The organism is Streptomyces sp. NPDC048172 (genome assembly GCF_043202595.1).
Classification (GTDB): domain Bacteria; phylum Actinomycetota; class Actinomycetes; order Streptomycetales; family Streptomycetaceae; genus Streptomyces.
Map to the genome: position 1 here is coordinate 17,293 of NZ_JBIDAT010000017.1, position 14,902 is coordinate 32,194.

12 protein-coding genes and 1 tRNA gene are annotated in these 14,902 nt (G+C 73.6%); 6 read left to right on the forward strand and 7 right to left on the reverse strand.

Translation table 11 applies throughout. The features are described from left to right. Positions 1 to 126: 126 nt before the first annotated feature. The 3 genes from glmU to ACGF3A_RS42575 all read right to left on the reverse strand — a co-directional run bounded on the left by glmU (position 127) and on the right by ACGF3A_RS42575 (position 2,633). Positions 127 to 1,593 (reverse strand): bifunctional UDP-N-acetylglucosamine diphosphorylase/glucosamine-1-phosphate N-acetyltransferase GlmU, encoded by a 1,467-nt coding sequence (gene glmU, locus ACGF3A_RS42565; RefSeq protein ID WP_393736477.1) that lies wholly within the window; start codon positions 1,591 to 1,593, stop codon positions 127 to 129. Between the two features lie 104 nt (positions 1,594 to 1,697). After that, positions 1,698 to 1,769, reverse strand: a tRNA-Gln gene (locus tag ACGF3A_RS42570). 12 nt (positions 1,770 to 1,781) lie between these two features. After that, the gene (locus tag ACGF3A_RS42575; protein ID WP_393736479.1) at positions 1,782 to 2,633 is read right to left on the reverse strand and encodes a hypothetical protein; all 852 of its coding nucleotides are present in this window, start codon (positions 2,631 to 2,633) and stop codon (positions 1,782 to 1,784) included. A gap of 176 nt (positions 2,634 to 2,809) precedes the next feature. Here ACGF3A_RS42575 and ACGF3A_RS42580 point away from each other — a divergent pair, with 176 nt between their 5' ends. After that, positions 2,810 to 4,240: a sensor histidine kinase gene (locus ACGF3A_RS42580; protein WP_393736482.1), complete on the forward strand. Its 1,431-nt coding sequence runs from the start codon at positions 2,810 to 2,812 to the stop codon at positions 4,238 to 4,240. On the opposite strand, the gene ACGF3A_RS42585 is transcribed toward ACGF3A_RS42580, so the two are convergent. Together ACGF3A_RS42585 and ACGF3A_RS42590 are read right to left on the reverse strand one after the other, a co-directional pair. Further along, positions 4,218 to 4,769: an SUKH-3 domain-containing protein gene (locus ACGF3A_RS42585; protein ID WP_393736484.1), complete on the reverse strand. Its 552-nt coding sequence runs from the start codon at positions 4,767 to 4,769 to the stop codon at positions 4,218 to 4,220. The genes ACGF3A_RS42580 and ACGF3A_RS42585 overlap by 23 nt on opposite strands. Beyond that, positions 4,766 to 5,350: a YwqJ-related putative deaminase gene (locus ACGF3A_RS42590; protein WP_393736486.1), complete on the reverse strand. Its 585-nt coding sequence runs from the start codon at positions 5,348 to 5,350 to the stop codon at positions 4,766 to 4,768. Before ACGF3A_RS42590 ends, ACGF3A_RS42585 begins: the two co-directional genes overlap by 4 nt. Positions 5,351 to 5,583: 233 nt before the next feature. Here ACGF3A_RS42590 and ACGF3A_RS42595 point away from each other — a divergent pair, with 233 nt between their 5' ends. From ACGF3A_RS42595 to ACGF3A_RS42615, 5 genes are all read left to right on the forward strand, one after another. Then, positions 5,584 to 6,348, forward strand: coding sequence for a hypothetical protein (locus ACGF3A_RS42595; protein ID WP_393736489.1), 765 nt, complete (start codon positions 5,584 to 5,586; stop codon positions 6,346 to 6,348). Between the two features lie 220 nt (positions 6,349 to 6,568). Next, a complete protein-coding gene (locus ACGF3A_RS42600) occupies positions 6,569 to 7,552 on the forward strand; it encodes an SMI1/KNR4 family protein (RefSeq protein ID WP_393736491.1) in 984 nt (327 codons plus the stop codon). 7 nt (positions 7,553 to 7,559) lie between these two features. Further along, positions 7,560 to 10,214 carry an SUKH-4 family immunity protein gene (locus ACGF3A_RS42605; protein WP_393736493.1) on the forward strand — a complete coding sequence of 885 codons (2,655 nt, stop codon included), beginning with the start codon at positions 7,560 to 7,562 and terminating at the stop codon, positions 10,212 to 10,214. Positions 10,215 to 10,235: 21 nt separating this feature from the next. Beyond that, complete coding sequence (locus tag ACGF3A_RS42610; RefSeq protein ID WP_393736495.1) at positions 10,236 to 11,711, forward strand: MFS transporter; 1,476 nt, start codon at positions 10,236 to 10,238, stop codon at positions 11,709 to 11,711. Between the two features lie 20 nt (positions 11,712 to 11,731). Beyond that, on the forward strand, positions 11,732 to 12,793 hold the full coding sequence (locus ACGF3A_RS42615; RefSeq protein ID WP_393736497.1) for a P1 family peptidase: 1,062 nt from the start codon (positions 11,732 to 11,734) through the stop codon (positions 12,791 to 12,793). An 11-nt stretch (positions 12,794 to 12,804) separates the two neighbouring features. On the opposite strand, the gene ACGF3A_RS42620 is transcribed toward ACGF3A_RS42615, so the two are convergent. Both ACGF3A_RS42620 and ACGF3A_RS42625 read right to left on the reverse strand, forming a co-directional pair. Next, a complete protein-coding gene (locus tag ACGF3A_RS42620) occupies positions 12,805 to 13,716 on the reverse strand; it encodes a cellulose-binding protein (RefSeq protein ID WP_393736499.1) in 912 nt (303 codons plus the stop codon). Between the two features lie 93 nt (positions 13,717 to 13,809). Then, complete coding sequence (locus ACGF3A_RS42625; protein ID WP_393736501.1) at positions 13,810 to 14,883, reverse strand: LCP family protein; 1,074 nt, start codon at positions 14,881 to 14,883, stop codon at positions 13,810 to 13,812. Positions 14,884 to 14,902: the final 19 nt, after the last annotated feature.

The following is a 14,902-nucleotide window of genomic DNA, read 5'->3' on the forward strand; positions in this document are numbered from 1 at the left end:
GCGCCGCCGCGCGGCATAGGGGGGTGTGGAGGGGAGAGGGGACTGGTGATGAACATCGGGTTTCGGCCGTATGGCCGGTCCGGTCACCTCAACCGTACGCCCCGCCTCATACGGACGTGTACCCGGTCAGGCGCTCTCGTCCGTCTTGTCGCCCTGCGTCCCCGCCGCCTCGGCGGCCTGCGCGGCACGGCTCCCCGGACGCTTCCTGGCCACCCAGCCTGCGATGTTCCGCTGCTGGCCACGCGCCACCGCCAGCGAACCCGGGGGCACGTCCTTCGTGATCACGGACCCCGCGGCGGTGTAGGCACCGTCCCCGACGGTGACAGGAGCCACAAACATGTTGTCCGCCCCCGTACGGCAGTGAGACCCCACGGTCGTGCGGTGCTTGTTCATGCCGTCGTAGTTGACGAACACACTCGCGGCACCGATGTTGCTGTGCTCACCGATCTCCGCGTCCCCCACGTACGACAGGTGCGGCACCTTCGTGCCCTCACCGATCTCCGAGTTCTTCATCTCGACGAAGCTGCCCGCCTTCACCTTCTCGCCCAGCCGCGTCCCCGGCCGCAGATAGGTGTACGGGCCGACGCTCGCCCGCGGGCCGATCTCCGCGCCCACCGCGACCGTGTTGTTCACGGCGGCGCCCTCACCGACACTCGTGTCCGTCAGCCGCGTCCCCGGACCCACCTCGCTGTACGCGCCCAGATGCGTCGCGCCCAGCAGCTGCGAGTTCGGGTGCACCATCGCGTCCGGCTCGTACGTCACCGACACGTCCATCCACGTCGACGACGGATCCACGACCGTCACACCCGCCAGCATCGCGTCCTCCAGCACCCGCTGGTTCAGCATCCGCCGGGCCTCCGCGAGCTGCACACGGTTGTTGATCCCCACGATCTCCCGGTGGTCACCCGCCACCGCCGCGCCCACCCGGTGCCCCGCCTCGCGCAGGATCCCGAGCACGTCGGTCAGATACTCCTCGCCCTGGCTGTTGTCCGTACGGACCTTCCCCAGCGCCTCGACCAGGAGCCGCCCGTCGAACGCGAACACCCCCGAGTTGATCTCCCGGACCGCCCGCTGCGCCTCGGTCGCGTCCTTGTGCTCGACGATCGCGGTGACCGTGCCGTCGGCGGGGTCCCGCACGATACGGCCGTAACCGGTCGAGTCCGGGACCTCGGCGCTCAGCACGGTCACGGCGTTGCCGTCCTGCGCGTGCGCGTCGGAGAGCTTCTGGAGGGTGGCGCCGGTCAGCAGCGGGGTGTCACCGCACGTCACGATCACGGTCCCGTCGAGCGCGACGCCGCTCTGCGTCAGCTCCTCCAGGCCGATACGGACGGCGTGCCCCGTCCCGTTCTGCTCGTGCTGCACGGCGGTACGCGCGTCGGCGTCGGTCTCCGCGAGATGCGCGGTCACCTTCTCGCGCCCGTGCCCGACGATCACGACGAGATGCTCGGGGTCGAGGACACGCGCGGCACTCACGACGTGTCCTACGAGGGAACGGCCGCAGATCTCGTGCAGGACCTTGGGGGTCGCCGACTTCATGCGGGTGCCCTCACCCGCTGCGAGAACGACGACGGCTGCCGGGCGATTGGCGCTCACGGGTGTGCCCTTCGGCTTCGGGGGGCGGGGAACACTCCGCAGGATACCGGTGGGTTTATGTCCGGTTGGGAGGGCGGGTCCCGGACCCGCCTCTCCGGCTTGAGCTCCCCCAGCAGGACTCGAACCTGCAATATTCCGTCCAAAGCGGAGTGTGTTGCCGATTACACCATGGGGGATAGCAAAGGGGGCTAATTCGGACACTCCTCCCGGGTCTCCGAACCGGCCTCCAACACTATGCCGTACCACCAGCCTTCGATGCGACGGTACAGGTCCGCTCCCTGTCGTACGCGTACGACCAAGCAGCCTCGATAGTCGGCGCCGACGTTCTTGCGGACCGTCTTGGGGTTGTGTTTCTTCAACGTCGTCTTGGTGAAGGCGCCCGGGCTCGCGCCCACGAGGTCGGCCCAGTACTGCTCGGCTTCCGTGACATCGGCGGACTCGTGGATCATCACGCAGAAGCGCAGCCGCTCCCGCTCCACGCCGAGCAGGTCGAGCCAGGCCAGATAGATCCTGATCATGTCCGGGTCGCTGTTGACGAAGATGACGGCTTCTCTGCGCTCGTACGGCTTGCTCTTCGCCCCCTCCGCCCAGTACAGCCCCACCCCGATCAGAAACAGCTCCCGGTCCGAGAGCGCGCCGATCTCCGCCTTCGCCGCCGCCTTCGTCCGTTGCCGCTCCTCCTCGCGGAGCGCGAGCGTGCGTTCCCAGCCGCGCCGGGCGATGGCGGAGGCCTCCTCCCGCGTACGCCGGGGCGGTCTCGGGAGGTCCCGCACCCATAGCGACACCGAGCTTCGCGACACCCCCAGCTCCAGCTCGATCTGGTCGTACGTCTTCCCCTCCCTCCGCAGCTCGCGGGCCCGCTCCCGCAGGCCATCCTTCGCGTTGGGGCGACGCGTCCACTCCGGGGCCGGTTCGCCCGCGACGAGGCGGTTGAGGAGGTCGTTGTTGGAGACCTTCAGGCGGTCGCGGATCTGGCGGCGGCTGAGGCCCTCGCGGCGGAGGGCGACCGCTTGCGCCCGCAGATTTTCGTACGAGTTCATGGCGTCACCCTCGGTCACTTCGGCGCCGTGCGCTGGGAAAACGAGTTCCCGTCAACCGTTCGAGTGGAGAGCGTCCGTTCCCCTGCGAAAACTCACTGTCCGTGACAGACCCCCGGAATCGGGCATTCCGGGGCTCGGACGGAAAAGGGGTGGCGGGCGGTCGTACGCTGGGCGGTATGACCGAGACGGGGGAAAACCGTGCCGGGGGAGGGCCGTGGTGGTGGTCGCGGCCGAGGAGCGCGGTGCTGGATGTCGTCCTCGCGGCGATATCCGCGGCGGAGTGCGCCCTGCAAGGGATGGGCTTCGCGCATCAGGCGGGGATCCCCTCGGTGTTCGCGATCGTGCTCGGCATCGTGGCGGGGTCCACCCTGGTGCTGCGGCGGCGCTGGCCGATAGCCGTGGTGCTGGTCTCGGTGGCCGTGTCGCCCGCCGAGATGGGGGTCACGCTCGGTGTCGTCGGCCTCTACACGCTCGCCGCGACCGAGGTGCCGCGGCGGATCACCGCGCTGCTGGCCGGGATGTCGGCCATGGGCATGATGGTGATCACCACGATCCGGCTGGAAGCCGACATCGGGCAGGATCCTGACTTCAACCCGTCGTCATGGTTCGTGCCGCTCGTCGCGTTCCTGATGTCGCTGGGGATGACGGCGCCGCCCGTGCTGCTGGGCCTCTATATAGGGGCGCGGCGGCGGCTCGTGGAGTCGTTGACGGAGCGGGCCGACGGGCTGGAGCGTGAGCTGTCGCTGCTCGCCGACCGGGCGGAGGAGCGCGCGGAGTGGGCGCGGAACGAGGAGCGCACGCGGATCGCGCGCGAGATGCACGACGTGGTCGCGCACCGGGTGAGCCTGATGGTGGTGCACGCGGCTGCGCTCCAGGCCGTGGCGCTGAAGGACCCGGAGAAGGCGTCGCGGAACGCGGCGCTCGTGGGGGACATGGGGCGGCAGGCCCTGAACGAGCTGCGGACGATGCTCGGCGTGCTGCGCGCGGGCGAGGGCGGCGAGCCGGAGAAGAAGAGCAAGGGCAAGAGCAAGCAGGTGGCGGCGGAGACGGAGGAGGTCCCGTCGCGGCTGGCGGAGTTCGCGGCGGCCGCCGCGGCCTCGGCGTCCACGGTGCCGGTCCCGGAGACGGGCCCCGCGTCCGAAGCGGCCGGGGCGTCCACGGGCGGCGGGCGGGTCTCGCTGGTGCGCCGGGTGCGGGACGAGTCGGCGCCGACGCTCGCGGAGCTGGACGCGCTGGTCGGGCAGTCGCGGGCCGCGGGCATGGCGGTGGAGCTGAACGTCGAGGGGGAGCCGGGGGAGGAGTGCCCGCCGCCGGTGGAGCAGACGGCCTACCGGGTGGTCCAGGAGGCGCTGACGAACGTGCACAAGCACGCGGCGGGTGCCCGTACGCGGGTACGGGTGGCGCACCGTGAGGCGGAGGTCGCGCTCCAGGTGGAGAACGAGGCGGCGCCGGTGGACGGCGTGGCCGACGCGGGCCTGCCGAGCGGGGGCAACGGCTTGGTGGGCATGCGGGAGCGGGTGACCGCGCTGGGCGGGGGCTTCGTGTCGGGGCCGACGGACGCCGGGGGGTTCCGGGTGTCGGCGGTCATTCCGTACGTACGCCGGTAGCCGGAGCCGGGGCCGGGGCCGGAGCCGCCGCGGACGTGGCCGTCGGGTCGGTGGCCGGGGCCACGAGGCGGCTCGGGGTGATGCCCATGAGCAGGGCCGAGAGGGCCGTGTCGAAGTCGGGTCCGAGGTACCAGTCGCCGCTGGGGTCGAGGCTGTAGACGCGTCCTGCGGCGTCGACGACCAGGAGGGACTCGCCGTCGCCCTCGGCGCCGAGGGGGCAGACCTCCGTCTCCAGGGCGCGGCCGAACGCGGAGAGCGTGCGCGCTGCGTGGAGTCCGCGCAGCGGGTCGACGTGGACGGACGTGGGCGCGATGTGGCGGCCGGGGCCCGAGGGGGCGATGTGGAGGCCGCCGAACTCGGCCCAGACCTCGACGGCGGCGGGGAAGACCGCGTGCCGGTGGCCGCTGGGGGAGGTGTGGCCGCGCAGGGTGTCGGCCCACAGTTCGGCCTGCCGGATGTCCCAGCGTCCTGGCTGCCAGCCGGCGGTGCGCAAGGGGTCGTCGACGGCGACGGGGAAGCGGGTCGTCACTTGGCGTGCTCCTCGGCCGGATCGACGGCACGGACACCGAAGTGGGCGAGCATCTCGGCGCAGGAGCGGCACGGCGGGGCGTAGCTGCCGTGGAGGGGGTCGCCGTCCTCGCGGATGCGGCGGGCTGTGAGCTTGGCGTGCTTGAGGGCGCGCTTGGCCTCGCTGAGGGTGAGCGGCTTGGGGGGCTTGGCGCTCTTGCCGGTCTTGGTGCCGGACCTGGCGGGCTTGCGGACGGTGCGCTTGGAGGAGCGGGCGGTCTCGGTGGCGGTGAGGTAGCGGGAGAGGAGCACGGCTTCGGGGCAGCGGCCGGTCTGGCGTACGCGGCGGTCGGTGGTGAGGGTGTCGAGGAAGTCCTGCACGAGGGGGTGGAGCGCCGGGGGCCGGTCGCCTCTGCTGCCGGTGCAGGTGAGGGTCTCGCCGCGGATGGAGAGGGCGGCGGCGACGGCGGGGAGGATGCTGTCGCGGCGCTGCCGGAGGGCGGGTGCGGCCGAGGCCGCGGCGTCGTCGGCCGTGGTCCAGCCGATGCGCGGGTCGTGGTGCCCGTGCGTTTGTGGCGTATGGGCTTGTTGTGCGGTGTGCATGTTTGGAGCTTCCTCCCCGTGCGTCCCCCTCTGTGCCGGGGATCAGCGCCAAGTATGCAGTGTGCTCCATGAGTCGATCATTCCGACGGTCATGTCATGGCCTTGTGACGGTTTCCGGGGTGACGTGAAACAGGGGTGGTGACTTCCGGTGGTGGCGGCCAGCATCGGGCTGCGCCGACGCCGCGTCGGCGCCACATCGAAGTGAACGGGCCTTCCCGGGGCGGGAGTTTGTGATGCGCGGTACGACCCTTCGCCGTACGGTCGCGGCGGTTGTGGCGGTCCCTGTCCTGGCGCTGTCGTCGGCGGCGTGCAGCGGGGACGGTGGGAACGGTGAAGAGAAAGACAAGGGGGGCGAGCAGCAGGGCTCCGGGGGCGGCGACGGTGGCGACGGTGGTGGCGGGGAGTCGGAGTCGGCGCGGGCGCTGGACAAGAAGGCGTTGCGCGCGGCGCTGTTGCGTACCGGCGAGGTGAAGGGTTACCGGGTGCAGCCCAGCAAGAAGGACGCGCTGCCGCCGCGGAACACGCTGGAGGCGGACAAGCGCGAGTGCGCGCCGGTCAGCGACGCCGTGGACTCGAAGCCGGAGCAGGAGCGGACGGCGTACACGAGCGGGACGGTGATGAAGGGGGACTTCAGCACGGGCCAGTCGGTGCAGCAGGTGCTGCTGGCGGCGTACGCGCTGGGGGACGCGGAGAAGTGGCTCGGGGACCTGAAGGGGGCGCTGGGCAAGTGCCGCGAGTTCACCGGTAAGAGCGGTACGGGGGAGCAGGCGCGGGTGCGGGTCGAGCCGGGCGGGAGTGCGGAAGCGGGGGACGATTCGGTGCAGTTCACCATGAAGGACGCGAAGGAGAAGGACGCGCCCACGGTGTTCACGGTGGTGCGTTCCGGGGCGAACACGGCGACGTTCATGTCGGTGTCCCTGTCGGGGAAGGCCGTGCCGGTCGCGAAGCCGGTGGTGGACCGGCAACTGGAGAAGCTGGAGTCGGCGGCGAAGGGCTGACGGCCGCCCGCCGCGCGACCGGAGCTGTGAGCGGGGCCATAGCCGTGGCCGTGGCCGTGACCGGAGCTGTGGGCGGGGCCGTGGTCATCGCCGTGACCGGGGCTTTCCGGGATCCTCCGGATCTTCGTGATCTTCCCTGGTCACCAGGGGCAGTGACCGGCTCTCCTCGTACCGCATAGGCTGTTGCGTACCAGCCAGATGCCAGCAGGGGGCTACCGCCATGACGACAGGTCGGCTCGGGCAGCAGCACGCCGCCCCACCGAACGGGGGATACGCCGGGCAGGTCGTGAACTTCCCGGACCCCGTCCGGGCCGCCCGCCATCCCCAGGGGGTGCGGGTCGGCCAGGACGGCTACCCGGACTTCTCGCCGTACGCGCGTGCCGCCGCGGAGATCGCCGAGCCCCCGGAGGGCTTCGGTGGCGACGAGCTGCGGCTGACGGACTACGTCTCGGCGAACGCGGCGCTGCACGCCTCCGGCCACGAGCTGTGGCGTGACCTGCCCGCCGTGGCGACGCCGCACGGCTGGACGTGGCACCACGTGGCGGGCGGCCGCCGCATGGAGCTGGTGCCGGTCGAGGTGAAGGCGCTGCTGAGGCACCACGGCGGGCTGGCGACGGCGGCCGTGGACCACGCGAAGACGGGCACGCGCCCGCTCCAGGAGACCCGGCCCGTGCACTTCAAGGTGCCCAAGGGCGGCGAGCCCGCCGTCGGCGAGCGGCAGGTCCTGGACATCGAGGAGCGGCTGGGTTACCGGCTGCCGGGCGCCTACCGGGCGTTCCTGAAGGCGGCGGGCGGCTGCGCGCCGCGCGGTGTCGCGCTCGACGCGGAGCTGGGGCTCCTGGTCGACCAGCCGTTCTTCACGGTGCGCGACGAGGCGGCGGTCAACGATCTCGTCTACATCAACAAGTGCCTGCGCGACCACCTCACCAAGGACTTCCTGGGCGTCACCTTCGTCCAGGGCGGTCTGGTCGCGGTGAAGGTCAGGGGCGAGTCGGCCGGTTCGGTGTGGTTCTGCGCGTACGACGACGCGCGGGACGCCGACGGGCTGGCCGTCCAGGAGCGCGTGGAGCGGCTGCTGCGCCCGTGCGGCGCGGACTTCGACGAGTTCCTGCTGCGTCTTGCCGGAAGCCCGCCGGAGCTGGACACGGTGGCGAACCTGATGGTGGACGGCGGCTTCGCGCGCGCCGTCCCTGTGGAGAGGTGAGGGCGCGATGGTGACCTTCGCGCAGGCCCAGGAGCGCGCCGAGCGCTGGGTCAACGGCGATGTGCCCGCGCATCAGCACCGCGAGGTGCGGGTGCGGGAGTTCGATCTGGGCTTCGTGGCCTGGGCCGAGAGCAGGGAGGGCGTGCCGGTCCCCGACGGGGGGAACACGCGCCTGGTGATCGCCCGCGACAGCGGCGAGACGACGCTCTGGCCAGCCCTCCCGGTGGGCGAGGTCATCCGGCGTTACGAGGAGGAGTACGGCTCTGCTGCCGCGCCCCCCGCGGACGCGGCCCCGGCGTCGCAGCAGCGGGTGGATCTGGAGGCGACGTCGTTCCTGCTGTCGCCGCCGGACTGGCTGCAGCAGGCGGCGGACCAGATGGGCATCCCGGACCGCAGGCAGGACGCCCCGCCCGCGGCACCGGCGCCGTCCGCTCCGTCGGCCCCCTCGGCCCCCTCGGTGCCGTCCGCTCCGGCGACGCCCGCCGCGCCCGCCCCGTCCGGCGCGCCCGCGGGGGCGAACCCGTGGGACGCCGCCGACACCTCGGGCGTCGGCGGAGGCGAGGAGCAGGGGATGCCCGCCACGGTCTTCGCGCCGCCCCTCGCGGGCAGCGACGAGGACGACACCCCGCCCCCGCCGCCGAGCGTGCGTTCGGAGGCGGCGACCGCGCTGATGCCGGAGGGCAGCGCCCTCCCCAGGACGGCGGTCGCGCCGCAGCTCCCGGACCCGGGACCGCAGGGCGCGCCGGGCCAGCCCGGTCAGGCGGGGCCGCCGCAGCCCCAGCAGCCCCAGGCCCCTCAGGCTCCGCAGCCGCCGCAGGGCGGGCCGAATCCGCCGTCGGACGGCGGTGGCCCGGGCGGCGGTGTGCATCACGCCGCGACGATGCTGGCCGACCCCTCAGACGGCCGCGGCCAGAACGCCCCGCAGGCACCCCAGCCGCCGCAGGCACCCCAGGCCCCTCAGCCGCCGCAGCCGCCGCAGGGCGGGCCGAATCCGCCGTCGGACGGCGGTGGCCCGGGCGGCGGTGTGCACCATGCCGCGACGATGCTGGCCGACCCCTCCGACGGCCGCGGCCAGAACGTTCCGCCGCCGCCCGCCCCGCCGGGCCAGGGCGCCGGTGACATCGCGGACGCGGCGACCAGCCGTGCGCCGCGCGGCTCGGTCCCCTCGCGTCCTTCGCGCTCCTCGCGCGGCAGCGGCCCGTCCGTTCCGCCGCCCCCGGGAGCGCCCGGCGCCCCCGGCGCGCGCCCGAACCAGGGCGGCCAGGGCGGTCCGGGCGGCCAGAGCGGGCCCGGTACTCCGCCGCCGCCCTCCGCCCCCGGCGCACCGGGGGCTCCCGGCGCTCCCGGCGGCGGTTATGTGCCGACGCAGATGGTGTCGGCCGACGACCTCGCGCAGCAGATCGAGGAGAGCGGGCAGCAGCCCGCCCTGGACAAGCCCTCGTCCCCCGGCGACAAGGGCCCCGGTGGCCCCGGCGGCCCCGGCGGGGACGTGCACCAGGCCGCGACGATGCTGGCCGACCCCTCGCAGGGCGGCGGGCCCTCGCTGGGCGGGCCCTCCGCGCCGCCGCCCCCGGCCCCGCCGGGACCGATCGGCGGCCCGGGGCCCGGCAGCCCCGGTATGCAGGGGACGCCGCCCCCGCCCGCGTACGGCTATCCGCAGCAGCCCACCGGTCAGCCGACCGTCGGCCCCGGCTACATGGCGGTGCTGCGTTACCGCGCTCCCGACGGCTCCGAGCAGCAGCTCATCCGCCGTTCGGCGCCGGGCACGCCGCATCCCGAGTGGCAGCTCCTGCACGAGCTGCGGGGGATGAACATCCCGCCGCAGCAGGTGGTGGAGCTCCACACCGAGCTGGAGTCCTGCGACCTGCCGGGCGGTTACTGCGCGCGCATGATCCGCGAGACCTGGCCGCAGGTGCGGATCAGCCACACCGCGGCGTACGGCTCGGACCACGCCTCGCGGCAGCAGGGCATGCGTCATCTGGTCGAGCACCAGGGCGAGCTGCACCAGGTCGCCGACGGTCCGGCGCGGCCCGCGCCGAACCGGATGCCGCTGCCGCCGCCGCAGCAGATCCAGCCCGCGCCGCCGGTGACGCCGGACGTGATCGGGCAGGAGCTGATGCAGGCGTTCGGGCCGCAGGGCGTGTTCCGCTTCGACCAGCGGGCCGTCTCGCGGGCCGGGGTGCCGGACATCGTGGCGCAGACGCTGGTGTGGGCGGGCGTGCCGATCGACATGGGCCCGTTCTTCTGGGGCCAGGCCCAGCCGGGCCGGCCGGTGCCGACGCTGGCGGAGATGGCGCAGGAGCGGGGTGTGCAGCCCGCCGCCGACGCGGGTTCGTACCTCGTGATGGGTACGGACTTCGGCAAGCAGCTCTGTGTCCAGTACGGGACGGCGCACATCGTGGCCGTGCCGCTGGAGGGGCCCGCGCCGGGGGCACCCCCGGCGCAGCCGCAGTTCGTGAACACCGGGCTGCCGGAGTTCACGCGCTGCATGGCGATGCTGGGCCGCATGTGGCGGCTGCGGTACGGGCTGACGCAGGAGCAGGCGGGCCGCTGGACCGTCGACTTCCAGATGCAGCTCGCGGCGCTGGACCCGGCGGCGCTGTCGTCGCCGGAGAACTGGTGGGCCGTGCTGCTGGAGCAGATGTGGGACGGGTTGTTCTGAGCTAGGAGCCAGGGGGTCTGATTGAGCGGCGGCCGCGAACGTACGGGCAAGGACGACCCGGCGCCTCCGTCCGCCGCTCCACCCTCCCCTCCGGGGGCCCCGGCCCCGAGCCGCAGGCCGGTCGTCGCGGCGCTGATGCTCGCGATGGCGCTCGCGGCGCTGGACGGCACGATCGTCTCGACGGTGGTGCCGCAGATCGTCGGTGACCTCGGCGGCTTCTCGTACTTCTCGTGGCTCTTCTCCGGCTATTTCCTGGCGCTGACGGTGACCATCCCCGTCTACGGGAAGCTGTCGGACACCTTCGGCCGCAAGCCGGTGCTGCTGACGGGGATCGCGCTCTTCCTGCTGGGCTCGGCGCTGTGCGCGGGCGCGTGGGACATGGCGAGCCTGATCGCGTTCCGCATCGTGCAGGGGCTGGGCGGCGGTGCGATACAGGGCACGGTGCAGACGGTCGCCGGTGATCTGTATCCGCTGAAGGAGCGTCCGAGGATCCAGGCCGCGCTCTCCACGGTGTGGGCGGCGTCGGCCGTGGCGGGCCCGGCGGTGGGCGGCGTGCTCGCCGCGTACGCGGACTGGCGGTGGATCTTCCTCATCAATCTGCCGGTGGGCGCGGTGTGCGTGTGGCTGCTGGCCCGCCGCTTCCGTGAGCCGGGGAGAGCGCGCGGGGGCCGGGTGCGGGTGGACTGGCCCGGGGCGCTGGGCGTCTTCACGGCGTGCGGGCTGCTGCTGACGGGGCTGGTGCAGGGCGGGGTCGCGTGGGCGTGGCTGTCGGTCCCGTCGCTGGCGCTGTTCGCGGGCGCGGCGGTGGCCGCCGGGGTGACGTTCGGGCTGGAGCGGCGGGCGGCGGACCCGGTCATCCCGGGCTGGGTGTGGCGCCGCCGTACGATCGCGCCGGTCAACGTCGCGATGGCGGCGCTGGGCCTGCTGATGGTCGCGCCGACCGTGTTCCTGCCGACGTACGCGCAGTACGCGCTGGGCCTGAGCCCGCTCGCGGCGGGGTTCGTGCTGTCGGTGATGACGCTGAGCTGGCCGGTGTCGGCGGCGCTGAGCCAGCACGTGTACCGGCGGGTGGGCTTCCGGCAGTCGGCGCTGCTGGGGATGGGGCTGGCGGGGCTGGTGCTGCTGGCGTTCCCGTTGTGGCCGCCGTCCTCGCCGTGGCACGCGGGCGCGCTCTCGTTCGCGCTGGGCGGGGCGCTCGGTCTCTTCCAGCTTCCGCTGATCGTCGGCGTGCAGTCGTCCGTGCCGTGGCGGGAGCGGGGGACGGCGACGGCCTCGGTGCTCTTCAACCGGCAGCTGGGGCAGAGCGTGGGCGCCTCGCTGCTGGGCGCCATCGCGAACGCGACGTTCGCCGGGCGGGAGGCGTCCGCCGTCTCCGGGGCCGTGGTGCGGTCCGCCGTGGGCCATGTCTATCTGGCGGCGGCCCTCGCGGCGGGCCTCGCGCTGCTCGCGCTCTGCGCGGCGCCCCGGCGCTTCCCCGTGGACACCTCGGCCGACTGACCAGAAGGGCTCCCTCTCCCATGACGTCCCCCACGCCTCACCAGGACCAGACGAACCCGCGCGCCCGGGAACTCGGCCTCGCCGTCGGCACGCTGCCCCCGGGTCCGCTCAACGCGGTCACCGACGTACCGGGCGTACGGGTCGGCCACACCACCGTCCGGCGGCCCCCGGACGTGCACAGCGGGGTCACCGCCGTGGTGCCCGGCGAGGTGTCGCCGTACGCGCCGCTGCCCGCCGGGGTCTTCCGTGGCAACGGCTACGGGAAGCTGATCGGCTCCACGCAGATCGAGGAGCTGGGGCAGATCGAGACGCCCGTGCTGCTGACGTCGACGCTGTCCGCGTTCCGCGCGGCGGACGCGCTGGTCGGCTGGATGCTGGAGCGGCCGGAGTGCCGCCGGACGCTGAGCCTCAACCCCGTGGTGGGGGAGTGCAACGACGGCCGCCTGTCGGACATCCGCTCCCGCCCGGTCGGCGAGGCCGAGGTACGGGCCGCGCTGGACGGGGCCCGTGGCGGCCCGGTGGCGGAGGGCTGCGTCGGCGGCGGTACGGGACTGGGCGCCCTCGGCTTCAAGGCCGGGATGGGGACGGCCTCACGCCGGTTCGCCCTGGAGGGCCGGACGGTGACGGTGGGCGCGCTCGTCCAGGCCAACTTCGGCGGCGTGCTGCGGGTGCGGGGCACGCCGGTCACCCCGGCGGACGTCGGGGTACGCGACGGCGACGGCTCCGGGGACGGCTCCGGGGACGCCGAGATCGGGTCCTGCGTCGTCGTGATCGCCACCGACGCGCCGCTGGACGCCCGCCAGCTGGGCCGCGTCGCCCGCCGCGCCGTCTTCGCCCTGGCCCGTACGGGCGCCGGGTACGGCCACGGCAGCGGCGACTACGGCCTGGCCCTCGCCACCCGGAGGGCGACCGGGAGCCCCGCCGCCGACTCCTCCCTCGACCCGCTCTTCGAGGCCGTCCTCGACAGCACGGAGGAAGCGGTCCTCAACTCCCTCCTGGCCGCGACCACCACCACCGGCGTCCACGGCCGCACCCTCCACGCCCTCCCAGCCGGTCCACTCCTGGCCCGGCTCGGGTCCTAGGGCCCGGGAGGTCAGCCCGTCTGGTGGGTCTGGAGGGCCTGGTCCTCCTCGGGGGTGCGGCCGGTGAGGGCGGCGAGGGACGAGCGGACGTGGGCCATGTGCTGGCGGAGCTCCTCGCGGCGCTCCTCGTGCTCGCGCAGCACGCGTTCCGTCTCGCGCTGGATGCCCTCCTCGCGGACGCGCGCCTGCGAGAGCAGCTCCTCGGCCTGGGCCTCGGCGTCCTCCTTGCGGTGCCGGGCGGCCTCCTCGGCCTGCGCGTGTTCGCGCTTCGCGTCGGCGAGGGAGCGTTCGCCGCGGTCCTCCATGCCGGAGATGCGGCTGTCCGTCGCGGCCTCGTGCTCGGCCAGCTCGCGGTCGGCGGCGTCGGACTCGGCGGCCTGCTCCTTCTCCTGCTCGGCCAGGAGCGCCGCGCAGCGGCGCGACATCTCCTTGAGGGCCTCGGCGGCCTCGCGGCTGATCTGCTCGGCCTGCACGCGGGCCTCGGTGCGCAGCTCGTCGGCCTGCTCCTGGGCCGTGTCGACGGCGTGCACGGCGGTGGCCTCGGCGGTGGCCCGTACCCGCGTCGACTCGTCGCGGGCCGCGTCCTTGAGGGCGCGGGCCTCGGCGTCGGCGCGCTCGGTCAGCTCCTGCGCCTCGGCCTCGGCCGCGGCCCGTACGTCCGCGGCCTCCGCCTCCGCCGTGGCGAGCAGCGACTGGGCGCGCTCGCCGAGCGTCTCGTAGGTCTGCGGGGGGAGCGAGGCCGCGAGGGCCTGGAGGCGCTCGGCCTCCTCCGTCATCTCCCTGCTGAGCACGGTGAGCTTCGCGACCCGCTCCCAGCCCGCGTCCCGCTCCTCGTTCAGGTCCGTCACACGGCCGTCGACCTGCTCGGGCCGGTAGCCCCGGCCCCGGACGACGACAAAGCCGTGCGGCGACGACGCACTCATATGAGCCCCAATCTCAGTGACACACCTCAGCGACACATTCGAGCGAAGGGGCCATACCGCCACACTCCGCCCGACCTCGTCCCCCAGGATGCGCTACTTCACCTTCGTAGCTGTAATCGGCACATCCCGGCGCAACTGATCAAAAAGCTCACGTGACCCGTTCGGCTCCCACAGGACGACGTCTCCGGCCCCCGGCACGCTGAGCCCCGCATTCGTCACCGGAACGGTTGTCGTACCGCCGTCGCCGCCCGTCAGCCCTCTGACGTTCCAGGCCATCCGTGCGAGTGACAGCACGCCGGTCCCCTTGTCGACGGTGACGGCGTCGAGGGACGCGCCGAGGAACGGGTAGAGCCGGAAGGGGTTGAGGAGGACGGAGGCGCCCGTGCCCTCCTGGACGAGCGCGCTCAGCAGAGCGCGCTGCCGTTTCACCCGGCCGAGGTCGCCCTCGGGGTCGCTGTAGCGGGCGCGTACGTAGGCGAGGGCCTGCTTGCCGTCCAGGGTCTGGCACCCGGCGTCGAGGTCGGCGCCCGCCTTCTCGTCGCGCAGCGGGGCCTTCAGGCACAGGCGTACGCCGTCGAGGGCGTCCACGATGCGGGTGAAGCCGAGGAAGTCGACCTCCGCGTAGTGGTGCAGGCGCAGCCCGGTGGACTGCTCGACGGTGCGGCTGAGCAGCTCGGGGCCGCCGCGGGCGTACGCCGAGTTGATCTTCCCGCGGCCGTGCCCGGGGATCGAGACGTAGCTGTCCCGGGGGATGCTCACCAGGTACGGGCCCGCGTCGCCGTGGTGCAGCACCATCACGGTGTCGGTGTTGCGCTCCCCGCCGCCGCCCACGTGCAGCTCGCGGCGCTCCTCGCGGGTGAGGTCGGCGCGGGTGTCGGAGCCGACGATCAGCCAGTTGACGCCCTGGGAGTCGCCGGGGCGGCCGGGGTAGTCGGCGAGCGCGTCGGTCTCCTTCAGGCGGGAGGACGCCCAGAAGTACGTGGCGACGGCCGTGACCACGAGGACGAGCGCCAGGACCAGGGCCGCGACCCCGAGACGGCGCGGCCAGCTCCACCTGCCCCGCCGCCCGTTCCGCCGGTTCCGCCGCGGGCGGCGCGGACGGCCCCGGGCGCGGTAGAGCGTGCTGCTGGACTGGCCGTACGGCGCGTTCGGCACAGGCTCACCCATGACCCGAAGGTGACCCGGG